The sequence below is a fragment of the Microbacterium sp. B35-04 genome (genome assembly GCF_010634885.1).
Taxonomy (GTDB): Bacteria; Actinomycetota; Actinomycetes; order Actinomycetales; family Microbacteriaceae; genus Microbacterium.
In genome coordinates, this window is sequence record NZ_MWLP01000001.1 from 34,432 (window position 1) to 56,193 (window position 21,762).

Annotated in this window: 19 protein-coding genes and 1 tRNA gene; 3 read left to right on the forward strand and 17 right to left on the reverse strand. The window is 70.9% G+C overall.

All coding sequences use genetic code 11. The annotated features are described in order from the left end of the window. Window positions 1-59 precede the first annotated feature (59 nt). From B1729_RS00165 to B1729_RS00230, 14 genes are all read right to left on the reverse strand, one after another. Window positions 60-2,852: a helix-turn-helix transcriptional regulator gene (locus B1729_RS00165; RefSeq protein WP_163630025.1), complete on the reverse strand. Its 2,793-nt coding sequence runs from the start codon at window positions 2,850-2,852 to the stop codon at window positions 60-62. Window positions 2,853-2,926: 74 nt separating this feature from the next. Further along, window positions 2,927-3,325, reverse strand: coding sequence for a phage holin family protein (locus B1729_RS00170; RefSeq protein ID WP_163616497.1), 399 nt, complete (start codon window positions 3,323-3,325; stop codon window positions 2,927-2,929). A 212-nt stretch (window positions 3,326-3,537) separates the two neighbouring features. Further along, a complete protein-coding gene (locus tag B1729_RS00175; RefSeq protein ID WP_163630027.1) occupies window positions 3,538-4,497 on the reverse strand; it encodes a hypothetical protein in 960 nt (319 codons plus the stop codon). A gap of 211 nt (window positions 4,498-4,708) precedes the next feature. Beyond that, window positions 4,709-5,788 carry a peptide chain release factor 1 gene (gene prfA, locus B1729_RS00180; RefSeq protein ID WP_163616526.1) on the reverse strand — a complete coding sequence of 360 codons (1,080 nt, stop codon included), beginning with the start codon at window positions 5,786-5,788 and terminating at the stop codon, window positions 4,709-4,711. A gap of 21 nt (window positions 5,789-5,809) precedes the next feature. After that, entirely contained in the window at window positions 5,810-7,978 is a 2,169-nt protein-coding gene (gene rho, locus B1729_RS00185; RefSeq protein ID WP_163630029.1) for a transcription termination factor Rho, read from the reverse strand. 202 nt (window positions 7,979-8,180) lie between these two features. Then, on the reverse strand, window positions 8,181-9,146 hold the full coding sequence (gene thrB / locus B1729_RS00190; protein WP_163616491.1) for a homoserine kinase: 966 nt from the start codon (window positions 9,144-9,146) through the stop codon (window positions 8,181-8,183). After that, window positions 9,143-10,252: a threonine synthase gene (gene thrC, locus B1729_RS00195; protein WP_163630031.1), complete on the reverse strand. Its 1,110-nt coding sequence runs from the start codon at window positions 10,250-10,252 to the stop codon at window positions 9,143-9,145. Before thrC ends, thrB begins: the two co-directional genes overlap by 4 nt. Before the next feature lie 36 nt (window positions 10,253-10,288). Continuing rightward, window positions 10,289-11,626: a homoserine dehydrogenase gene (locus B1729_RS00200; protein ID WP_163630033.1), complete on the reverse strand. Its 1,338-nt coding sequence runs from the start codon at window positions 11,624-11,626 to the stop codon at window positions 10,289-10,291. Then, complete coding sequence (gene lysA / locus B1729_RS00205) at window positions 11,623-13,092, reverse strand: diaminopimelate decarboxylase (protein WP_163616462.1); 1,470 nt, start codon at window positions 13,090-13,092, stop codon at window positions 11,623-11,625. Before lysA ends, B1729_RS00200 begins: the two co-directional genes overlap by 4 nt. A 215-nt stretch (window positions 13,093-13,307) precedes the next feature. Next, window positions 13,308-14,126, reverse strand: coding sequence for a DUF2993 domain-containing protein (locus B1729_RS00210; RefSeq protein ID WP_163630035.1), 819 nt, complete (start codon window positions 14,124-14,126; stop codon window positions 13,308-13,310). Window positions 14,127-14,128: 2 nt separating this feature from the next. Beyond that, window positions 14,129-15,796 (reverse strand): arginine--tRNA ligase, encoded by a 1,668-nt coding sequence (gene argS / locus B1729_RS00215; protein ID WP_163630037.1) that lies wholly within the window; start codon window positions 15,794-15,796, stop codon window positions 14,129-14,131. Window positions 15,797-15,848: 52 nt separating this feature from the next. After that, on the reverse strand, window positions 15,849-16,769 hold the full coding sequence (locus tag B1729_RS00220) for an SRPBCC family protein (protein WP_163630039.1): 921 nt from the start codon (window positions 16,767-16,769) through the stop codon (window positions 15,849-15,851). Beyond that, window positions 16,766-17,092, reverse strand: a complete 327-nt coding sequence (locus tag B1729_RS00225) for a metalloregulator ArsR/SmtB family transcription factor (protein WP_163616455.1) — start codon at window positions 17,090-17,092, stop codon at window positions 16,766-16,768. Before B1729_RS00225 ends, B1729_RS00220 begins: the two co-directional genes overlap by 4 nt. A 59-nt stretch (window positions 17,093-17,151) precedes the next feature. Then, window positions 17,152-18,015, reverse strand: coding sequence for a transglutaminase family protein (locus B1729_RS00230; RefSeq protein WP_163630041.1), 864 nt, complete (start codon window positions 18,013-18,015; stop codon window positions 17,152-17,154). A 160-nt stretch (window positions 18,016-18,175) separates the two neighbouring features. Here B1729_RS00230 and B1729_RS00235 point away from each other — a divergent pair, with 160 nt between their 5' ends. Continuing rightward, window positions 18,176-19,057, forward strand: a complete 882-nt coding sequence (locus tag B1729_RS00235; protein WP_239539263.1) for an SGNH/GDSL hydrolase family protein — start codon at window positions 18,176-18,178, stop codon at window positions 19,055-19,057. Between the two features lie 64 nt (window positions 19,058-19,121). On the opposite strand, the gene B1729_RS00240 is transcribed toward B1729_RS00235, so the two are convergent. Then, window positions 19,122-19,194 (reverse strand) — tRNA-Arg (locus B1729_RS00240). A gap of 252 nt (window positions 19,195-19,446) precedes the next feature. Between B1729_RS00240 and B1729_RS00245 the strand changes: the two genes are divergently transcribed. Both B1729_RS00245 and B1729_RS00250 read left to right on the forward strand, forming a co-directional pair. Further along, window positions 19,447-19,785 carry an ATP-dependent DNA ligase gene (locus B1729_RS00245; RefSeq protein WP_163616449.1) on the forward strand — a complete coding sequence of 113 codons (339 nt, stop codon included), beginning with the start codon at window positions 19,447-19,449 and terminating at the stop codon, window positions 19,783-19,785. Between the two features lie 88 nt (window positions 19,786-19,873). After that, on the forward strand, window positions 19,874-20,137 hold the full coding sequence (locus tag B1729_RS00250; RefSeq protein WP_204318823.1) for a hypothetical protein: 264 nt from the start codon (window positions 19,874-19,876) through the stop codon (window positions 20,135-20,137). A gap of 38 nt (window positions 20,138-20,175) precedes the next feature. Here the strand turns inward: B1729_RS00250 and B1729_RS00255 are convergent, their stop codons facing one another. Both B1729_RS00255 and B1729_RS00260 read right to left on the reverse strand, forming a co-directional pair. Beyond that, complete coding sequence (locus B1729_RS00255) at window positions 20,176-21,156, reverse strand: cation diffusion facilitator family transporter (protein WP_163630087.1); 981 nt, start codon at window positions 21,154-21,156, stop codon at window positions 20,176-20,178. A gap of 5 nt (window positions 21,157-21,161) precedes the next feature. Continuing rightward, the gene (locus tag B1729_RS00260; RefSeq protein ID WP_163630045.1) at window positions 21,162-21,632 is read right to left on the reverse strand and encodes a hypothetical protein; all 471 of its coding nucleotides are present in this window, start codon (window positions 21,630-21,632) and stop codon (window positions 21,162-21,164) included. Window positions 21,633-21,762: the final 130 nt, after the last annotated feature.

The following is a 21,762-nucleotide window of genomic DNA, read 5'->3' on the forward strand; positions in this document are numbered from 1 at the left end:
CGGCACTGCTCCCCTCGCCGCCGGCACGATGCCGGCCGAGACGCGCGAACCCCGCCGCGTCAAGCGGCGGTGCGGCGGTAGATCGCCGCGGCTGCGGTGCGTGACGGTGCCTCGAGCTTGCGCAGGATCGCCGACACATGAACTGAGACGGTCTTCACGCTGATGTACAGGCGCTCTGCGATCTGGCCGTTCGTCAGCCCTTCGGCGACGAGCTCGAGCACCTGCTCCTCGCGCGAGGTGAGCACCGAGCGCGGCGCCTCGCCGGCGAGTCCGGCATCCGTCATCACCGCGCGGGCACGTGCGGCGAGGCCGTCGGCGCCGAGTTCCTCGCCGTAGGACGCGGCCGCTGCGAGCGCCTCACGTGCCGCCGTCCGGTCGCCCTCGGCCAGCAGCTCCTCGCCGTGCCGCACCCGCGCATAGGCGCGGATGTACGCCGGGCCGACGGCGTCGACGGCGGGCGCCCAGGACCCTTCGCCGAGCTCGGCCGCGAACACGGCCGCCCACAGCGGGGTCACCGGCCAGTCGGCGAAAGCGTCCAGCACCGCGCGGTACGGCTCGACGTCGGCATCCTCGCCGCGCTCGCGGAGCATGGCGACGGCACGCGCCGCGACCGCCGTCAGCGGCAGCGCGAGCACGCCGCCGGCGGGCGTCTCCCACGCGGCCCGCGCGTGTGACAGCGCCTCATGGGCGTCGCCGCGCGCCAGCGCAAGCTCTCCGAGGTCGTACGCCATGCCGAACCGCGTCTGGAACTCGTAGGCGCCGAACATGTCGAGCTCCCGGCGGGCGGCCTCCAGGGCGGCCTGCGCGCCGTCGATGCGTCCCCGCCAGATCGCCAGGCACACCAGGCGCTCGCGCAGGAACGCCGAGTACAGGCCCGGCTCGACCAACGGGAGCAGGCCTCCCAGCTCCTCCGCCTCGCGCAGCCGGCCGGCGTAGATGTGAGCCTCGATCATGTTGGCCTCGATCATCACGAGCGGGCCGAGGTCCGCGACGTGGGTGCGGCCGTACTCCTGACCCTCCCGCGCCACCGCGATCGCGTCGTCATACCGGCCGAGCAGCATGAGGGCGTTGGAGCAGTTGATGAAGTACCGCATCATGGCGCGGACGAACCCGTCCGCGCGCGCACGGGCCTGGTCGAACAGCGCGAGACCGCCGACGTCGCCGGTGGTGGTCCGGCAGGTCGCCGCGATGAGCAGCGCCTGCACGAGGATCTCGGCGGCGACCCGGTCTCCGGCAGCCGCGGCAGCCTCCGCGGTGGCGCCCGCGCGGGCCGCGACCTCAGTGCCGACGCCGTGGCGCCCGTTCAGCATATGGGCGCGGGCCGAGCTGAGCAGGAGACCGGCGCGCTGCACGTCATGACGCGGGTCGTCGCCGAGGATCTCGAGCGCCTGGTCGAGGCTCTCCACCCCGTCCGACACGCCCGCCTGGAACTCGATCGTGGCCAGATCTCCGATCATCTCCGCGCGCCCGACGACGTCCTCCTCCGGCCAGAGCGCGACGGCCTCCCGCGCGAACGCCAGCGCACGATCGTTCCGGTTGGCGGCGAGGAGCGCCGCGGACGTGCTCCGCAGCACGTCGACACGCGACATCCCGCTGATCGTCTCGGGATCGGCCACGGCATCCCACAGCTCCAGGGCCCGCTCCCCCGCCTCCGCGGCAGTCGACCACGCCGACGCTCCGCTCGCGGCACGCTGCGCCGCTACGGCGGCCGCCAGCGCCCGATCGGGGACGTGGGCGGCGCGCCAGTGGTGGGCGATGTCGGCGAGCACGCGTGCGGTGGGGGCCAACGCCTCGAGCGCGACGGCGTAGGCGGTGTGCAGCCGCGTGCGCTCGGTCGGAAGCAGCTCGGCGTACACCGCCTCCTGCATGAGCGCGTGGCGGAACGCGTACGCGTCTCCCCTGATCACGACGACCTGCGCATCGACGGCGGAGCGCACCGCAGACTCCAGCGCGGACTCGTCGCCGTCGAGCACCGCACGGAGCACGGGGTCGGGCACCTCGACCCCGCCGGTCGCCAGCACGCGGCTGAAACGGCGGGCCTCGGCATCCAATCGCTCGTACCGCAGCAGCAGGACGTCGCGCAGCGAGACCGGCAGCCGCTCGCCCGAGAAGCTCGCCAGCTCTTCCACATAGAACGGGATGCCGTCACTGCGGGCCGCGATGTCGTGCAGCACCTCAGCGGCGAGCGCGTCGCCGTGCACCGCCGTGGCGAGCGCACCGACCTCGGCCGGGCTGAGGCGGGAGAGCGGGCGATGCGTCAGCAGTCGCGCGCGGTCGAGCTCGGCCAGGACAGGACGAAGCGGATGCCCGCGGCCCACGTCGTCGGTGCGGTACGACAGCAGTACGAACAGCGGGAGGGCGGCGGCACGGCGCACCAGGCGCGCCGCGATCTCGGATGTGGTGCTGTCGGACCAGTGGAGGTCTTCGATGATGACGACCAGGCGGTGCGTGCGCGCGAGCTGTGAGAACAGCTCCACCACGACATCCGCGAGCCGCTCGGTGTCACCCGGCGCCTTCGCCAGGGTGGGGACGAGCACGCCGAGCGCGTCGACCGCCGGACCCGCCGCCTCGCGCACCGCCTCCGTGCCCAGCTGATCCACGAGGTCGCGCAGCAGGTCGGTGATGGCCGTCAGCGGGGCGGGGCCCGAACCGGAGTCGACTGAGGCGCCGCGGACGACGATGACGTCTTCGTCGAGGCCCTCCGTGAAGTCGCGCAGCAGGCGCGTCTTCCCCATTCCGGCGTCGCCCGACACCACGACGGCTCGCCCCTGCGCATCCACGGCGGCGATCTCCGCGCGCAGCGCGTCGAGATCCGCCTGACGGCCGACGAGAGGAACCCGGCCGATCTGCATACCGCCCATCATCCCATCAGCCTGGTGTCCCAGGCGCTCCCGGCGGATCGGGAGGAATCCCTATCTTCGCGTCGTCAGCCGCGGCGGTCCTGCACCTTGTTCTTGATGAACAGAGGCGGCAGAAGCCACGTCGCGAGAGCGGTGACGAGCCAGACGATCAGCGTTCCGATGATCCACGCCACGGGCCCGTCGATGCCGATCCCGGCCGCCGGGATGAGCACCGCGATGAGCAGTGCGACGAACGTCGAGAGCAGGCCGATGCCGCCGATGAGGGCGTTGGCGTGCCGGCGCGTGATCTTGAACAGCCACGGCGCCAGGATGCTCTGCAGCACCGCGAAGATCACGATGGCCAGGAGGATCCCCCACCAGTCGTCCCAGTGCAGGGAGAACCCCGGCAGGATCAGGTCCGCCACGATGAGGCCGAGTGCCGCCGACACGAGGAAGATCAGGGCGCGGATGAGGAACGTGAGCACGCTCGAAGCCTAGCGCCGCGGCATCCGTCCACCGCGGCGTCCGTCCCCCGCGGCATCCTTCTCCCGCGGCGTCCGTCCCCGACCTCCTCGTTGACTTGCCTCAAACGCACGGTGTGCGCGGCGTGTCGCGTGCATCCGAGCCAAGTCAAGGCAGTCTTCGGCACGCCTTCGACAGGGGCGCCTCGAGGATGAGGGATAAGCCCGGCGAAGACTCAGCGACGCTCGCTCAAGGCATGGCGGGCGCCGGCGAGGAGCGTGTGCGGCTCGGCGAAGAGCATCCGCGCGGTCACGCGGATCACGCGCCACCCGGCACGCACCAGCGCGTCGTACTTCTCGATGTCCCGGTTCCACTGCGCTGTGTCGGTGCGATGGTGATCGCCCTCATATTCGAAGGCGATCTTCTGCCGCGAATAGGCCAGATCGACGCAGCCAATGAATCGGCCCTCGTCGTCGTACACCTCGAGGTCGGTCTCGGGCTCGCTCAGCCCGCCATCGACGAGAGTCAGCCGCATCCACGTCTCGGGTCGGGACGCGACACCGCGTCGCACTCGTGGAAGGGCGTCGCGGAGAGCCACCACGCCTTTTCGTCTGAGCACGAGGGCCGCCTCGAGCTCTGCCAGCGAGGCGAGCGCCGGCGCGCGAACCCAACCTCCCGGACCCGGGATCCGGTCGACGCGGACGATTGCGTCGGCTGTGGCAACTAGATCGTAAGGATGCCGGAGCACGTGTCCCAGCAGCGACCACGTGACGGCGGGCGAGGTGAGGCGTGCACCGTGCTCCGGGTGGACGACGACGGCCGATGCAGCGCGGGCAAGTTGGTGCCCGTGCACACCGCTGCCGCGCGGAGCCCGGTGGGGTGCGTTCACGGACACCTCAATCAACTCGCCATCGAGCCGCGGAAGAGGGATGCGCCAGAGCAGAGCCGCGGTCGTGTGGGAGAAGAACTCATGTCTGCTCATGTACGCGGCGAATCGCAGGGCGTTTCGCTCGATCGTCAGCACCCGCTGATGGTCGGCACTGATTCCCGGCTCGAGGGCATCCGTCGGAAGCGTCGATCGAAGTCCGTGGAAGGGTCGTTCGAGAAGCGGACCGTCGAGGTCGCGGCGCGAGAACCCCGCGCGCAATGCCTGGCCCGTGGTGAAGGCCTGTCCGACATGGAACTCGCGCGCCATCCCTCGAGAGTGACACGCCACCGAAACCCGCCGCCAAAGCTATCCACACCCCTGTTCCCCCGCCGCACAGGCACCACTCGTACGGAGACGAGTTGAGTTGCCTTGAACGCACGGTGGCGACGGCGTGTCGCGCGCATATGAGGCAAGTCGACGACCCGCGGGGGGGAAGGCGAAGCGCGGCGGACGGGCGGGGGGTGCGTGACGTCGGGGGTCAGGCGTCGCCGCCCAGGGCGGCGAGCCGCGCCTCTTCGTCGGCGGTGATCGCCGACTCGATGATCGGCTCGAGCGCGCCGTCCATGACCTGGTCGAGGTTGTACGACTTGTAGCCGGTGCGGTGGTCGGCGATGCGGTTCTCGGGGAAGTTGTAGGTGCGGATGCGCTCGGACCGGTCCATGCCGCGGATCTGCGAGCGGCGGGCGTCGGATGCCGCCGCGTCGAGCTCCTCCTGCTGCTTGGCGAGCAGACGCGCACGCAGCACCCGCATGCCGGCCTCACGGTTCTGCAGCTGGGACTTCTCGTTCTGCATCGACACCACGATCCCCGTCGGCACGTGCGTGATGCGCACGGCGGAGTCGGTCGTGTTGACCGACTGCCCGCCGGGACCCGACGACCGGAACACATCGATCTTGAGGTCGTTCGGGTCGATGTGGATCTCTTCGGGCTCGTCCACCTCGGGGAACACCAGCACGCCGGTAGTCGACGTGTGGATCCGCCCCTGCGACTCGGTCGCCGGCACGCGCTGCACGCGATGCACGCCGCCCTCGTACTTCAGGTGCGCCCAGACCCCCTGCGCGGGGTCGGACGAGGAGCCCTTGATCGCGACCTGGACATCCTTGTAGCCGCCGAGGTCGGACTCGTTGCGCTCGAGCAGCTCGGTCTTCCAGCCCTTCGACGCGGCGTACTGCAGGTACATGCGCAGGAGGTCGGCCGCGAACAGCGCCGACTCGGCGCCGCCCTCGCCCTGCTTGATCTCCATGATCACGTCGCGCGCGTCGTCCGGGTCCCGCGGGATCAGGAGCCGCCGCAGTCGCTCGTGCGCCTCGCCGAGGCGCGCCTCGAGTGCCGGCACCTCTTCGGCGAACGCCTCGTCTTCGCGGGCGAGCTCGCGGGCGGCATCCAGATCATCGGATGCCGCCAGCCAGTCCTCGTGCGCCTTCACGATGCGCGACAGCTCGGCGTAGCGCCGGTTGACCCGCTTCGCGCGCGCCGCATCGGCGTGCACCGCGGGGTCGGAGAGCTCCTCCTGCACCGCGCGGTGCTCGTCGATCAGCGCCCGGACGGAATCGAACATCGCGGGTTCGCCCATCGGGGATCAGCGGATGCTGTTGTCGTCCGCGTGGCTGCGTCCGCCGCTGTGACCGGTGGTCGGAGCCGGGATCGACTTCTGCATCTGCACGAGGAACTCGACGTTGGACGACGTCTCCTTGAGCTTGCCGAGCACGACCTCGAGGGCCTGCTGCGGGTCGAGACCCGCCAGCGCACGACGCAGCTTCCACGTGATCTTGACCTCGTCGGGCGACAGCAGCATCTCCTCGCGGCGGGTGCTCGACGCGTTCACGTCGACCGCCGGGAAGATGCGCTTGTCGGCGAGCTGGCGCGACAGGCGCAGCTCGCTGTTGCCGGTGCCCTTGAACTCCTCGAAGATGACGTCGTCCATCTTGGAGCCGGTCTCGACGAGCGCGGTCGCGAGGATCGTGAGCGATCCGCCGTTCTCGATGTTGCGCGCGGCGCCGAAGAAGCGCTTGGGCGGGTACAGCGCCGACGCGTCGACGCCACCGGTGAGCACGCGACCCGAGGTCGGTGCGGAGATGTTGTACGCACGGCCGAGACGCGTGATCGAGTCCAGGAGCACGACGACGTCACGACCGAGCTCCACGAGGCGCTTGGCGCGCTCGATGGCGAGCTCGGCGACCGTGGTGTGGTCTTCGGCGGGACGGTCGAAGGTCGAGGCGATGACCTCGCCCTTCACCGTGCGCTGCATGTCGGTGACCTCTTCGGGCCGCTCGTCGACCAGCACGACCATGAGGTGGACCTCGGGGTTGTTGATCGAGATGGCATTGGCGATCTGCTGCAGCACGATCGTCTTGCCGGCCTTGGGCGGCGCGACGATGAGTCCGCGCTGGCCCTTGCCGATCGGCGCGACCAGGTCGATGATGCGCTGGGTCAGCTTCTCGGGACCGGTCTCGAGGCGCAGGCGCTCCTGCGGGTACAGCGGCGTCAGCTTACCGAACTCGACACGGGTCGCGGCGTCGTCGACCGAGAGGCCGTTGACGGCGTCGACCTTGACGAGCGCGTTGTACTTCTGGCGGCTGGACTGCTCGCCCTCGCGCGGCTGCTTGATGGCGCCGACGACGGCGTCGCCCTTGCGGAGGTTGTACTTCTTGACCTGTCCGAGCGAGACGTAGACGTCGCTCGGGCCGGGCAGGTAGCCGGAGGTGCGGACGAACGCGTAATTGTCGAGCACGTCGAGGATGCCGGCGATCGGGATGAGGACGTCGTCCTCGCCGATCTCGGTGTCGAACTCGTCACCAGTGGTGGCCTGCGTACCGCGGCGCTTGTTGCGCTGGCGGCCACGGCCGTTCCCCTGCGACTGCTGGTCGTCCTCGGGCGTCTCTGCCTTGGCGGGCTCGGCCGCGGCGGGCTGCGCGTTCTGGCTCTGACCGCCCCCAGCGTTCTGCGCCGGCGCGCCCTGGCCGCCCTGGGCGTTCGCGTTCTGGGCGTTCGTGTTCTGACCGCCCTGCGCGTTCCGGTTGCGGCTGCGGCTGCGGCTGCGGCTGCGACCACGAGCCGGCGTGTCGGTGCCCTCGGCCTCGCCCTCGGCGGACTGCTCGGCGGCCTCGGCGGGCGCCTCGGCGTCGCCTGCGGGAGCGGATGCCGCCTCGGCGGCGTCATCGGATGCCTGAGCTTCGCCCTCTGCAGGTGCCGCCTCGGCGGGTGCACCCTCGGCCGGTGCGGTCTCCGCCGCCGTCTCGGCAGGTGCGGCCTCCGCCGGCGTCTCGGCAGCTGCGGCCTCGGCCGGTGCCTCGACGGGCTCGGCCGGCGCGACGTCGGTGCTCTTGGCACGGCGCGGCGCGCGCTTGCGCGGCGCCTTGACCGGTGCCGCGGGAGCCTCTTCGGCGACGACTTCCGCCGCGACGGCGTCGGCGGCGACCGCTTCGGCGACCGCTTCCTCGGCGACGGCGTCGGCCACGAGCGTCTCGGCGACGGCATCTTCGGCGACGGCTTCGGCAGCCGCGGCGGCAGCCGGGTCACCGGCATCCTCGGCGACGATCGCTTCGGCGACCGCTTCTTCGGCGACCGCCTCAGCGGCGACGGCCTCGACGACGGCCTCATCGGCGACGGCGTCGGCCACGACAGCCTCGATCACGGCTTCTTCGGCCGCGGTCTCGGCTTCGATGGTCTCGGCGTTCTCGACAGCCTCGGGCGCTTCCGCGCGCTCGTCGGCCGGAACGTCGGCATGGACCTCGGAGATGGACTCCACGAGTTCTCCCTTGTGAAAAACGAACGAATGTGCACGACTCGCACAGCACTGCGGGTGGCGTCTGCCCGTCTCGATCAGTTGTCACGCCTGTCGAAACTCCCGCCGACGGGGTGAGGGACCGCGAGGGTACTCAGCGGACGTCGGCAGGTCAGAATGCCGTGCGGTGGTTTCGCAGATTTGCGACGGAGGCCAGATTCACGTATTACGTGGAACCCTCCGCGTACTCCCTCACTGTACCACCCTTGAAGTCGACGGCGAGCATGAGCGCCTCCCACGGGGTGTCGGTCGTGGCGGTAGCGAGAGCCGCCGCTTCGAGGCGTCGCCCGGGTCCGTCGGCGAGCACGAGCACGCTCGGACCCGCCCCCGAAACGACCGCCGCGAAGCCCTGGGCACGCAGCGCCCGCACGAGCGCGTCGGTCTCGGGCATGGCGCTCGCACGGTAGCTCTGGTGGAGCTTGTCCTCGGTGGCCGCCTGCAGCAGCTCAGGGCTCTGCGTGAGCGCCGCGATGAGCAGCGCCGACCGGGACACGTTGAAGACGGCGTCCTCACGGGGCACCTGCGTGGGCTGCAGGCTCCGGGCGAGCTGCGTCGACATCGTGAACTCCGGCACGAGGACGAGCGGCGACACGCCGCGGTGCACCAGCAGCTTCTTGTGCTGCGGGCCGCCGTCGTCGACCCAGGCGATCGTGAGACCGCCGAAGAGCGCCGGCGCGACGTTGTCGGGGTGTCCCTCGAGCTCCGTCGCCAGCCGCAGCAGGGCATCCGGGCCGAGCTCCACGTCGCCCTCGAGCAGGCCCCTCGCGGCCAGCAGGCCCGACACCACCGCCGCGCCCGACGAACCGAGTCCTCGCCCGTGCGGGATGACGTTCCTGGCGACGAGGCGCAGCCCCGGCATCCGTCGTCCGGTCGATTCGTATGCGTATGCGATCGCCCGCACCACCAGGTGCGAGGCGTCGCGAGGAACGTCCGCCGCGCCGGCCCCCTCGACCTCGATCTCGAGCTCGCCTTCGGGGAGTGCCGTGACGTCGAGCTCGTCGTACACGCTCAGCGCGAGGCCGAGCGTGTCGAAACCGGGCCCGAGGTTGGCGCTCGTCGCCGGAACCCGCACCACGACCCGGCGCCCCTGGCGGGCGTCCGGGGTGGGCGCGGGCACGACGGCTGCGCTCACGCGCGCGGTCCCGGCGCGTCGACGGATTCGGCGGCGCGGACGAGCTCGAGAACGGATGCCACTTCCGACGTGGTCGCGTCGACGACGGTGGGCTCGACCTCCGAGCCGTCGGCGTTGCGCAGCGCCCAGTGCGGGTCCTTGAGCCCGTGACCCGTGACCGTCAGCACGACGCGCGCGCCCTGCGGCACGACGCCGGCCTCGACACGGTCCAGGAGCCCCGCCACGCTGATGGCCGACGCGGGCTCCACGAAGATCCCGACCTCGCCGGCAAGGAGCTTCTGCGCCGCGAGGATGCGGTCGTCGTCGATGGCGCCGAAGTAGCCGTCGGTCGCCGCGCGCGCCTCGAGGGCGAGGTCCCACGATGCGGGGTTGCCGATGCGGATGGCGCTGGCCACCGTCTCGGGGTTCTTCACGACCTCGCCGCGCACGAGCGGCGCGGACCCCTCGGCCTGGAAGCCGAACATGCGCGGCACGCGGGTCGAGACGTTCGCCGCGGCCTCTTCCGTGTAGCCGCGCGTGTAGGCGGTGTAGTTGCCCGCGTTGCCGACGGGGATGAAGTGGAAGTCCGGCGCGTCGCCCAGCTGCTCGACGATCTCGTACGCCGCCGTCTTCTGCCCGTCGATGCGGTCGGGGTTGACCGAGTTCACGAGGTGCACCGGGTAGTTGTCGGCGAGCTCGCGCGCGATCTCGAGGCAGTCGTCGAAGTTGCCGCGGATCTGGATGAGGCGGCCGTTGTGCGCGACGGCCTGGCTGAGCTTGCCCATCGCGATCTTGCCCTCGGGAACGAGGACCGCCGCCGTAATGCCGGCGTGCGCCGCGTAGGCGGCGGCCGAGGCCGACGTGTTGCCGGTCGACGCGCAGATCACCGCCTTGGCGCCGTGGTCGATCGCACGCGACACCGCGACGGTCATGCCGCGGTCCTTGAACGAGCCGGTGGGGTTCATGCCCTCGAACTTCACCCACACGTCCGTGCCGGTGCGACGCGACAGCGCCGGGGCGGGCAGGAGCGGCGTACCGCCCTCACCCAGAGTGACCACGGTCGAGGCATCCGTCACGCCCAGACGATCTGCGTACTCGCGGAGGACTCCGCGCCAAACATGTGCCATGTCAGTCTCCTTCAGATCCCGATGAATTCCATCGACTCAGTTGCCTTCGACCCGCAGGACCGAGACGACGCGCTCCACGACGCCGCTGGCGGCCAGTCGGTCCACCGTCTCGCTGAGGTCCTGCTCCAACGCCTTGTGCGTGCCGATCACCAGTCGCGCGACGCCGCCCTCGCTGTCGCCCGCGTCCCCGACCGCCTGCTCCACCGTCTGCTCGACGGTCTGCTCGACGGTGGCGATCGAGACGCGACCGTCGCTGAGGATGCCGGCGACCGTCGCGAGCACGCCCGGCTGGTCGTCGACCTCGAGCGTGATCTGGTAACGCGTCGTGACACGGCCTACGGGCACGATGGGGAGGTTGGCCAGCGTCGACTCGCCGACGCCGACACCGCCCGCGATATGGCGGCGGGCCGCCGACACGACGTCACCGAGCACCGCGGATGCGGTCTGCACGCCGCCGGCGCCCGCGCCGTAGAACATCAGGTTGCCGGCGGCCTCGGCCTGCACGAACACCGCGTTGTTGGCGCCGTGCACGCTGGCGAGCGGATGCGCCCGGTCGATGAGCGCCGGATAGACCCGCACCGAGATGGACTCGCCGGATTCCTCGGTCAGTCGCTCGCAGACGGCCAGCAGCTTGATGACGTAGCCGGCGTGGCGCGCGGCATCCATCATCGACGCGTCGATCGCGGTGATGCCCTCCCGGTGCACCGCCTCGAGGGGCACCGTCGTGTGGAACGCGAGGCTCGCGAGGATCGCGGCCTTCTGGGCGGCGTCGTAGCCCTCGACGTCCGCCGTGGGGTCGGCTTCGGCGTACCCCAGGCGCTGCGCGTCGGCGAGCACGTCCGCGAACTCGGCGCCCTCGGTGTCCATGCGGTCGAGGATGTAGTTGGTGGTGCCGTTGACGATGCCCATGATGCGCTGCACGCGGTCGCCGGCGAGCGAGTCGCGCAGCGGGCGGATGATCGGGATGGCGCCTGCCGCGGCGGCCTCGTAGTAGACCTCGGCGCCCACCTGGTCGGCCGCGTCGAAGATCTCGGGGCCGTGCGTCGCCAGGAGCGCCTTGTTGGCGGTCACGACGTCGGCGCCCGAGTTGATCGCGTGCAGGAGGTAGGTGCGTGCCGGCTCGATGCCGCCCATCAGCTCGATGACGATGTCGGAGCCGACGATGAGCGCGTCGGCGTCGGTCGTGAAGAGCTCCTGAGGCAGTTCGACGTCGCGCTTGGCGTCGACGTCGCGCACCGCGATGCCGACCAGCTCCAGTCGCGCTCCCGCCCGGTCGGCGAGCTCGTCGGCGTGCTGGCGCAGCAGCGCCGCGACCTGCGAGCCCACGGCTCCGGCTCCCAGCAGCGCGACGCGGAGGCGGCGGTAGTCGGTCATACGGTCCCTTCCATCGGTGCGCCCCCGGAGGAGCGCCCAGCTTCGAACACAGCGGTATCGAGGCCGGCATCGCGGGCGAGCAGATCGTGGATCGTCTCGCCGCGCACGATGACGCGCGCCTCTCCCCCACGCAGCGCCACGACGGGCGGGCGGGGGACGTAGTTGTAGTTGCTCGCGAGCGAGAAGCAGTAGGCGCCCGTCGCCGGGACGGCGAGCAGATCGCCGGGCGACACATCGCCCGGCAGGTACTCGGCGTCGACCACGATGTCACCCGACTCGCAGTGCTTGCCGACGACTCGCGCGAGCGTCGGCTCGGCGTCGCTCGTGCGCGACGCGATCCGCGCCGAGAACTGCGCCCCGTACAGGGCGGGCCGGGCGTTGTCGCTCATGCCGCCGTCCACGCTGACGTACAGGCGGGTGTCGCCTGTGGTGTCGTCGGCGCTGCCGAGCGCGACCGGCTTGGTCGTTCCGACCTCGTACAGGGTCACGCCCGCACGGCCGACGATGGCTCGGCCGGGCTCGAAGGCGAGATTCGGGACCGGGATGCCGCGCACCTCGCATTGGCGCGCCACGGCCTCGGCGATGCCCTGTGCCAACTCCTCGATGGGGGTGGGGTCGTCGACCGACGTGTAGGCGATGCCGAATCCGCCGCCGAGGTTCAGCACCGGCAGCTCGCCGCCCCGGCGGAGCTCTGCATGCAGCTCGACGATCCGCGCCGCGGACTCCTCGAAGCCGGCGGTGCCGAAGATCTGCGAGCCGATGTGGCAGTGCAGACCCACGAGCTCGAGGCCCTCGAGCTCGCGGATGCGGGCGACCGCGGCGGAGGCATCCGTGAGGGTGAAGCCGAACTTCTGGTCTTCGTGGGCCGTCGCGAGGAAGTCGTGCGTCTCGGCGTGCACGCCGCTGTTGACCCGCAGCAGCACCGCCTGCGATACCCCACGGCGCCCGACGATGGCCGCGAGCCGCTCGATCTCGATGAGACTGTCGATGACGATGGACCCGACGCCCGCGTCGACGGCGCGTTCGAGCTCGGGCACCGACTTGTTGTTTCCGTGGAAGCCGAGCCGTGCGGGATCCGCGCCCGCCGCGAGCGCGACGGCCAGCTCGCCGCCGGTGCAGACGTCGACCGCGAGACCCTCCTCGGTCACCCAGCGCACGATCTCGGTGGTCAGCAGGGCCTTGCCGGCGTAATACACCCGCGCCTGCACACCGTGCAGCGCGGCAGCCGCACGGAAGGCGTCGAGCGTGCGCCGTGCCGTGGCGCGCACCTCGTCCTCGTCGACCACATAGAGCGGCGTGCCGAACCGGCTGCGCAGCGCGGTCGCCGGGATGCCGCCGAGCGTGAGCACCCCGGCGTCGTCACGGCTCGCCGAGATCGGCCAGACAGCAGGAGCGAGCCCGTTCGCGTCGGCGGGTCGTTCGAGCCACGCGGGAGCGACGGAACGGAGATGCGGGTCGGCGGACACGGTGGACCAATCGGTGGGAGCTGCGACGCTTGGCCGTCCGGGAAGGCTGGTACGGCTCTGCCTGGCCGGAGGGGTCACGCGCCAGGCGGTGCTAGAAGTCTAGGGCACGCCGCTCGCGGCCCCTGTGCCGTGTGACGCCCTGTGCCGTGTGACGCCCTGTGCCGCGCGACGCCCTGTGCCATGGGACGCCCATCGCCGTGTGACACAGCACCGGCTCAGGCGCAGCTGCCGTTCTGCTGGAGGGCAGGATCCGTGGCGATCGCGCCGTCGACGTCGAAGTCGGCCACGAGGACGTCGCCTTCGACCTCGACGCCGGTGAGCGCGACCCCGGCCGGGAGGTACTGCGCGACGCAGACATTCCAGTCGCGCAGCACGGCGTCGGCGAGGCGCCCGAACTGATCCCGCAGCGCATCGGCGGTGACCTCCGTCCCGCCCAGCTGCAGCGACGCGGGCGAGAGGACGATCTGCCCCTCCGACGCCGTCGGCGTGAGCGCGACGCCGACGGGGATCGCGACGCCGAAGAGCTGCAGATCCATCGACATCGTGACGTTCGGCGCGGCGAGCCCGACGGTGTCGGAGGGGAAGCCCTCGACCGTCGCCAGCAGCGTCTGCAGCTGGGACTGGTCGAGCGACACCGTCGCCGTCGCGCCGCTCATCTCTCCGGTCCCCCGCACCGCCACGTCCTGGGCGGTCACGCTGACGTCGCCGGTGACGCCGCTGAACGTCACGTCATCGGACGCGATGGTGAGCTCGTCGAGGCTGCCGCCGATGAGCTGCGGGATCACGGCACCGGCGACCTCGACGTCGATCTGCTGGTCGGCGGGCAGAGCGAGCTGAGTGCGCACCTGGTCGCGCACCACGCCGGTCACCACCTGACGGGCGATCGCGTCCCCGGCGAACCACGCGGCGACCGCGAGCACCGCGACGATGGCGAAGGCCACGATCCAGGGCCATGCGCGGCGACGCGGCGGCGGCGCCGCAGGCAGCATGTCGTCGGGGAGCGGCTCAGTCGCCTGCGTGTCGCCGTGAGCCATGTCTACATCCGTTCCGGTGCGGTGACGCCGAGCAGATCGAGGCCGTTGCGCAGCACCTGCCCGGTGGCGTCGTTCAGCCACAGGCGGGTGCGATGAACGGGCTCGACAGGCTCGTCGCCCAGCGGGATGACGCGGCAGTTGTCGTACCAGCGGTGGTAGAGCCCGGCGAGTTCCTCGAGGTAGCGGGCGACGCGGTGCGGCTCGCGCACCTCGGCGGCGAAGCCGACGATGCGCGGGAACTCCTGGAGCGCGCCGAGGAGCGCCGACTCCGTCTCGTGCGTGAGCAGCTCGGGGGCGAACGCCGAGCGGTCGACCCCGGATGCCGCGGCGTTCCGCCCGACGTTGTGCGTGCGCGCGTGCGCGTACTGCACGTAGAAGACGGGGTTGTCGTTCGTGCGCTTGCGGAGGATCTCGGGGTCGAGCGTCAGCGGCGAGTCGGCGGGATACCGCGCGAGCGAGTACCGCAGCGCATCGGTGCCGATCCACTCGCGGAGGTCATCGAGCTCGATGATGTTGCCCGCGCGCTTCGACAGGCGCGCGCCGTTGACCGAGACGAGCTGCCCGATGAGCACCTCGATGTCCTTGTCGGGGTCGTCCCCGGCCGCGCCGGCGAGCGCCTTGAGGCGGTGCACGTAGCCGTGGTGGTCGGCGCCGAGCAGATAGATCTTGTGCGCGAAGCCGCGGTCGCCCTTGTTCAGGTAGTACGCGGCGTCGGCGGCGAAGTAGGTGTACTCGCCGTTGGAACGACGGATGACGCGATCCTTGTCGTCGCCGAAGTCGGTCGTGCGCACCCAGACAGCGCCGTCCTCGTCGAAGACGTGGCCCTGCTCGCGCAGGCGGTCGACCGCCTCGTCGACGAGGCTCGGCTCGCCGTCCGATCCCTTCGCGTGGAGCGTCCGCTCGCTGAAGAAGACGTCGAAGTGGACGTTGAACTTCTCCAGCGACGCTTGCAGGTCACCCAGCTGCAACTCGTAGGCCCGGTCACGCGCGACGACGAGCTGCTCGTCCGCCGGAAGCGACAGCAGCTCCGGCACCGCGGAGAGGACGCGCTGAGCGAGGTCGTCGATGTAGGAGCCCGGGTAGCCGTCCTCGGGGGTGGGCTCGCCCTTGGCGGCGGCCAGCACGGAAAGGCCGAACCGATCCATCTGCGCGCCGGCGTCGTTGACGTAGAACTCGCGGACGAGCGTCGCACCACTGGCCAGCAGCAGGCGCGCCATGGAGTCGCCGAGCGCGGCCCACCGAGTGTGGCCGATGTGCATCGGACCTGTGGGGTTCGCGCTGACGAACTCCAGGTTGATCGTGTTGCCGCGCTGCGACTCGTTGGTGCCGAAGGCGGCGCCGGCGTCGACGATCGTCTTGGCCAGCACACCCGCGGCGGCGGCATCCAGTCGGATGTTGATGAAGCCGGGACCGGCCACCTCGACACCCGCGACACCGTCCACCTCGGCGAGCCCGGCGGCGATCTCGGCGGCGAACTCGCGCGGGTTCGCACCGACGGCCTTCGCGAGCTTGAGCGCCGCATTCGATGCCCAGTCGCCGTGATCGCGGTTCTTGGGCCGCTCGAGCGGCAGGTCCGCGGGGCTGAGCCCGTCCGTCGCACCTGGGCGTCGCGCCTCGGCGAGGGGGGCGACGACGGCGAGCAGGGCGGCGGAGAGGGCTTCGGGATTCATAACCGCCTCATTCTAGACGGCCGGGTCGCACGCCCGCGGCGGCGGCCTGCGCTCAGGTCGCGGAGCTCGCGAGCTGGGCCAGCACGAATTCCCACCCCTGCCGGTACGCCTCCACGGGCGCGTCGTCCTCCCACGGACCGGTGTGGCGCACCGAGACGACGGTGCCGGCATCGGCTGCGGTGAACCGCACCTCGACGGCTTCGTCACGTGTCTGACCTTCGTCGTCCGTCCACGTCCAGGTGAACGCGAGCCGGCGCTCGGGCTCGACGACGAGGTACTCCCCCGCCACAGCGACCCCGTGCCCCGGCGCCTCGATGCGGTAGGCGCCGCCGACGCGGACATCGGCCTCGACGGCGACGTCGCCCCAGTGCGCCCACCACCAGGACGACAGCGCATCCGCACTCGACCAGGCCCGCCACACCCGCTCCACCGGCGCGTCGATCGCCAGCCGGACATCGAGCGGACGACCGCCGAGCAGCTCCCACCGACCGACGCGCACGTCGCCGTCGCCGTCGTCCCCGGCCTCGCTCTCGCCCGCCGCCCCGAGCACGCCGGCGAGGGCGACCAGGTTCTGCTCCCACCCGCCGCCGTACTGGGTCATGCGGTGCGGTCGCAGTCGGTCGTGCTGGACCGTCAGGCGCGTCTCGTCGTCGGCGATCGCGTCGAGCCGGATGGTCACGAGGCCCGGATCGCCGTCGCCCGACCACCATGTGTACGAGAGCCGGGACGGCGCCGCGCAGCTCTCGAGGAGCGCCTTCCGGACCATCCCCTCGCCGATTTCGACCTCGAACTCGTCGCCGACCACGCGCGGGGGCGAGCCGACGATCGTGCCGTACCACCTCGCGATCCGCTCCGGGGTGGTCAGCGCGTTCCAGACCTCGGCGGCGGCAGCGGGGTAGCTGCGCACCAGGGTGACGGTCTGCTCGCCCTCGTCGCCGGTCAGTGCTCGGATGAAGGGGTCTGCGGTGTTCATCGTTCCTCCGTGCGGTTGCGGCGCAGCTCGGTGCCGAGCGCGTCGAGTCGATTCGTCCAGAAGCCCAGGTGCTCCGCGACCCAGTCCTGCACTTCGGTCATCCGCTCCCCGTCGAGGGAGTAGATGCGGCGCGATCCCTCGGCGCTGCTGTGCGCGAAGCCCGCTTCCCTGAGCACCCTCAGATGGTTCGACACCGCCGGCTGGCTGATGCCGAACTCGGCGCGGATCACCTCGGTGAGGTCCCCCGACGCGCGATCGCCCCGGGCGAGCAGCTCGACGAGACGTCGCCGGACCGGGTCTCCCAGGACATCGAGTGCATGCATGCATCATGCATATCAGTGTCCGGTGATATAAACAAGGCCTGATATGTTCGCCGGAGACGTCAGGCGAGCTGCACCAATGCCGTGAAGTCGTCGAGCGACGGGTCGAAGGGATCCTGACTCGGAAACGGGCCGTCCGCGGCCGCTTCGAGCCCCTCGCCGGTGGCGGCATCCGGAACCACCCAGGCGTCCACGCGCAGCCGGTTCAGCCCGACGTAGCCGCCGTGGTAGCTGAGGAACGCGCAGTCGGCGGCATCCCGTCCGGTCGCGATGCGCACCAGCGAGCGGCGGTGCGCCAGACGCGTCGCGTCGATGACGTACCACGAGCCGTCGAGGTAGGCCTCCGCGACCGCGTGGAAGTCCATCGGCTGCAGCCCCGGCGCGAAGCACGCGGCGTACCGGGCCGGCATGTCCATCGCGCGCAGCAGCGCGATCACGACGTGCGCGTAATCGCGGCAGACGCCCTGGCCGGTCATGAGGGTGGTGACGGCACTGTCCGTGCCCTGGCTGAGCCCCGGTGTGTACGTCGTGCTCGTCGAGACGAACTCCGAAACCGCGGCGATGAGGTCGTGACCTGACAGCCCCTTGAACTGGCGGCGCGCCTGCTGGAACACCTCGTCGGACTGCGCGTACCTGCTCGGGCGGAGGTACGTGATCGCCTCCAGGTCGCTCGTACGGCTGGTGGCGGCCTGGCCGTCCACCGTCGCCTCGTACCGGATCTCGAGCGGCCCGGGCTCGCCCGTCAGGCGGTGCAGCCGGCTTCCCGCCTGGTCGACGATCTCGGTCGGGGTGTACACGCGATCGCCCTGCGTGAACGTCAGCTGCTCGTTCGAGATCGGCACCGCCTGAGCGGCCGCGATCTGGAAGATGAGGTCGACGGAAGCCCCGAGCTCGAGGTCCATCTCAGCGGTCACGATGCGTTGCACCGAAGTATCCTCGCATGCCGCGATGACTGCGCCGTGTGGACGTCCACAGCGTCGCCCGCGGGCACCGCGAAGCGGGTCCGAACCTCGGGATCCGCCGCGCATATTGCCCAGTTCAGGACCCGTGTTCGGTGTTCGCCGATCGATGACTTACCCTCTTCTCATGCACGCGCCCGGCCGCTTCCGCGCACGGCGGCTGGGGCCAGACGCCCTGCCGCCCCGCTCGCCGCGCCAGCGGCGGGTGGCAGGGTGGGGATGGTTCTCCCTCCTGGGTGCAGCGCTCGCCGTGGCCGCGGTGTGCGCTGTGGCCGTCCTCCGCCCCTGGGGCGCACCCGAACCGGTGGTCCCGGTCGCCGTCGCGGAAGGCGATGCGGCGGTGGCGGCATCCGTTCCACCCGCGCCCCTGGTCCTCGAGGAGGGCGCGCGCGTGCTGGTGTTCGGCGACTCGTGGGTCTACGGCTCCGCCGCGACCGTGCCGACGCTCGGCTTCGCGTACCGGCTCGCCGACGAGCTCGGCGTCGAGACCGTCGTGGCGGGGGTTCGCGGCAGCGGCTATCTCAAGCCCGGGCTCGACGGCCCGGCATACGGCGAGCGCATCGCCGCCCTCGACCCGGCGCTCGACCCGGACCTCGTCATCGTCGAGGGGTCCATCAACGACCGCAGGCTGTACCCGGCGGGATACCGGGATGCCGTCACCGCCGCGTGGGACGCGCTCGAAGCCCGCTACCCCGACGCCGTGATCGTCATCCTCGGTCCTTCGCCGCAGGTGCTGCCGGTCGAGGATCCGACCAGCAGCATCGACAGGGACCTGAGCGAGCTGGCCGCCGCGCGCGGCTGGTGGTACATCTCACCGATCGCCGACGAGTGGATCACCACGGCCAACTACCTCGACGTCATCGACACCGGCCCGATCGGTCGCGACCACCCCTCGACGGACGGCCACGCCTACCTCGCCGCCCGGGTCGCCGACGCGATCGAGGCGATGGAGCTCCAGCCCGCCATCGTGGCGGATGCCCCGCGCGACGAGGACGCCGTCGCGCCCTGACCTGCACCGCTCGGGCTCTGGACCGGAAACGAAGAATCCCAGGCGAACCTGGGATTCTTTTTCGTGCCCCCGACAGGAATCGAACCTGCGACCTTTGGTACCGGAAACCAACGCTCTATCCCCTGAGCTACGGAGGCGTGCCGATCGAGACTATCATCCCGGCGGCGCACTCCTTCACGGCTGTCTCCGCCGCGCACAGCGTCCCCACCCGGTCGAGCGCCCCATCGCCGGCGCATCCGCAGGGGGCCCCATGGTGCATCCGGCGACGGCTGTCAAGGCCTGGCCCGCGACGCCGATCACACGCGAGGATCGAAGCTGTTCCTGATCGGCGTCCGCCCCAGAGCACCCCAGAAATACGTTCGCCGGCATTCCCAGAGCGGAGGCGCACGATGGGCAAACTCACTTACGAGGGGACGGTGAAGGTCGATTTCGACGATCGCACCCTCGCACACCTGCAGTTGGTGATCGGCACCAAGCTCCGACGCGGGGAACCCTTCCACTTCACGTGGCGCGACGACGTCAGCATCGGCGACGGCCGCACCACCATCTGGGTGCACCCCCGCTGCGCCCTCGTCTACAAGTTCTATGGGAGCCGCACGCCCCAGCTCAACCCCGCCTGGATCGACGCGCTCGCCCACACGGCGAACTCGCCGTCCGGACTGTACCTGGTGCCCGAACCCGCGCAGCCGGCGCCTGTAGCCGAGCCGGAGCAGGAACTGCTCGGCTGACCGGATACGCCGACCCCGAGGCGGTGTCAAGGCATTGGCCGTCGCGCCGAACGCCGTGCGACGGTGGACGCCGCGGACAGGAGCGATCATGAAACGGATCGACATCTATTACGGCGGGGAGCACTACAGCGTCGGCGGGCGCCGCCTCGAAGACCTCCGCGAGGAGATCCAGGCGGGGCTCGAGGCGGGGACGTACTGGCTCGAGGTGAACGACGGCGAGGGCGAGATGCGCAGGGCTCTCCTGCTGCTGTCGCCCGGCGTCGCGCTGGCGGTCGTTCCGGTGCCCGACGAGGATCCCGCACCTCCGCCGGACGGAGAGTGGTCGGACGGCCTTCCCCAGGTGACCGGCTGAACGATGATCCGGATGCCGCCGCCCCGGTGACGCCGGGCTCAGGCGTCGCTGTGCGATTCCTGGCGCGTGGCCGGCTCGGCTTCGTCCGGCACGCTGGCGGTCACGATGACCACGACGTCCTGCACCTTCCAGTCGAGCTGCGCCACCGCCTCGCGCACGTCCTCGATCTCTTCGAGGCGGACTTCGTCGCGAGTCGGCACCACGAAGACCTCGACGTGGAACACCTGACCCATGTCGCGCATGCGCACGCCGCTCTCACGCACCCATCCGAACTCCTGCACACGGTTCCCGATGCGCGCGATGAGGGGATGCGGGCGGGCGTCGTCCTCGGTGCGCGCGCGCTGGTCGATCAGATCGCGCACCGCCGCGCGCGAGTTGCGCCAGCCGTCCCACACGATTCCGAGCGAGATGAACAGCGCGGCGGCGCCGTCGAGCCACCACAGGCCGATGCCGACACCGAGCACGCCGACGATCGAGGCGACAGTGGAGGTCCAGTCGGCCTTGGCCATGTCGGCATCCGCGTACAGCACGTTGTTGTGCAGCTTCGGGGCAAGTCTCGCCTTCGCGTGCCCGTAGAAGAACGGGCCGATGACGATGACGCTCATCACGCCCACCATGAACCAGCCGAGCCAGATCGTCTGGCCGAACAGGAACACCGTGCCGATCGAGGGATGCTCGGCTCGGATGAGACCGCTGATCGCCTCGTAGGCGAGGTTGCCGCCGACCGCGAGCAGCGCGACGCCGGCGACCAGATGCCCGACGCCCATCATGCGGTGGAAGCCGAACGGGAACGCACGGCTCGGGCGGCGACGGATGAAGATCAGCGCGATCAGAAACGAGATCTGCGGGATCAGCGACAGCATGTCTTCGATCCACGCGGTCTTCATGGCCTGCGACCCGCCGACGACGAGGGCGATGACGCCGATCGTCACCACCGTGTAGCCGATCGTGAACCACTCCCAGCGGATGGCGCTGCGCAGCGCCTTCTGCTGTTCCGGCGGCAGATCCGTCCGTCCCATCGACTTCACCGGGCCACCTCCCGGTCGAGATAGCCCTCGAGCTGCGCCTGCCAGGCGTTCTCGCCCAGCGGCACGAGCAGAACGACAGGTCCGCGGGCACCCGGGACGGTGTCATAGGCGCGCGTCACCGCCACGCGGTCCGACCACGGGGTGGCGTCGGTCATCCCGCCGATCGCCACATCGAGGTCTCCGCTCTCGAGCCCGTCGACGAGGTCCTCCTCACTGCCGACCGTCCACTCGACCCTCGCATCGACCGACTCGGCGAACTCCTCGACGATCTCGGCGAGCGTGCCGCCCACCTCCGACCCGTCGATGGTGACGAGTTCGCCCGACGCCGAGGCCCCCGCGTGGAGCACTCCTTCCCTGACGCGCTCGAGAGTGCCCTGGGGGTCTGTCGGCACCGTGACGCCGCATCCCGCGACGCCCAATGCGATCACCAGCAGGGGCACGCCGCACACGCGTCGCCACCGGTTCATGCTCCGATTCTTGCGGGTGGCGCGGGAGGCGGGGAGCGCCTTGACCCTCTCCCGCCGGCCTGGTACCACGGCGGGATGGGCGGAAAGCTCCCGCCGCCGCAGACGCCGATCGCCGGCATCGCGGTGGCGA

What these genes read in the sequence shown, in the direction of transcription:
- prfA (WP_163616526.1), bottom strand. Translation starts at nt 5,788, where the DNA reads ATGTTCGATTCCGTCCGGGCGCTGATCGACGAGCACCGCGCGGTGCAG.
- B1729_RS00165 (WP_163630025.1), bottom strand. Translation starts at nt 2,852, where the DNA reads ATGCAGATCGGCCGGGTTCCTCTCGTCGGCCGTCAGGCGGATCTCGAC.
- B1729_RS00250 (WP_204318823.1), top strand. Translation starts at nt 19,874, where the DNA reads ATGAAACGGATCGACATCTATTACGGCGGGGAGCACTACAGCGTCGGC.
- B1729_RS00260 (WP_163630045.1), bottom strand. Translation starts at nt 21,632, where the DNA reads ATGAACCGGTGGCGACGCGTGTGCGGCGTGCCCCTGCTGGTGATCGCA.
- B1729_RS00175 (WP_163630027.1), bottom strand. Translation starts at nt 4,497, where the DNA reads ATGGCGCGCGAGTTCCATGTCGGACAGGCCTTCACCACGGGCCAGGCA.
- thrC (WP_163630031.1), bottom strand. Translation starts at nt 10,252, where the DNA reads ATGGCACATGTTTGGCGCGGAGTCCTCCGCGAGTACGCAGATCGTCTG.
- B1729_RS00210 (WP_163630035.1), bottom strand. Translation starts at nt 14,126, where the DNA reads ATGGCTCACGGCGACACGCAGGCGACTGAGCCGCTCCCCGACGACATG.
- B1729_RS00200 (WP_163630033.1), bottom strand. Translation starts at nt 11,626, where the DNA reads ATGACCGACTACCGCCGCCTCCGCGTCGCGCTGCTGGGAGCCGGAGCC.
- B1729_RS00225 (WP_163616455.1), bottom strand. Translation starts at nt 17,092, where the DNA reads ATGCATGCACTCGATGTCCTGGGAGACCCGGTCCGGCGACGTCTCGTC.
- B1729_RS00255 (WP_163630087.1), bottom strand. Translation starts at nt 21,156, where the DNA reads ATGGGACGGACGGATCTGCCGCCGGAACAGCAGAAGGCGCTGCGCAGC.
- B1729_RS00235 (WP_239539263.1), top strand. Translation starts at nt 18,176, where the DNA reads ATGCACGCGCCCGGCCGCTTCCGCGCACGGCGGCTGGGGCCAGACGCC.
- argS (WP_163630037.1), bottom strand. Translation starts at nt 15,796, where the DNA reads ATGAATCCCGAAGCCCTCTCCGCCGCCCTGCTCGCCGTCGTCGCCCCC.
- B1729_RS00245 (WP_163616449.1), top strand. Translation starts at nt 19,447, where the DNA reads ATGGGCAAACTCACTTACGAGGGGACGGTGAAGGTCGATTTCGACGAT.
- B1729_RS00220 (WP_163630039.1), bottom strand. Translation starts at nt 16,769, where the DNA reads ATGAACACCGCAGACCCCTTCATCCGAGCACTGACCGGCGACGAGGGC.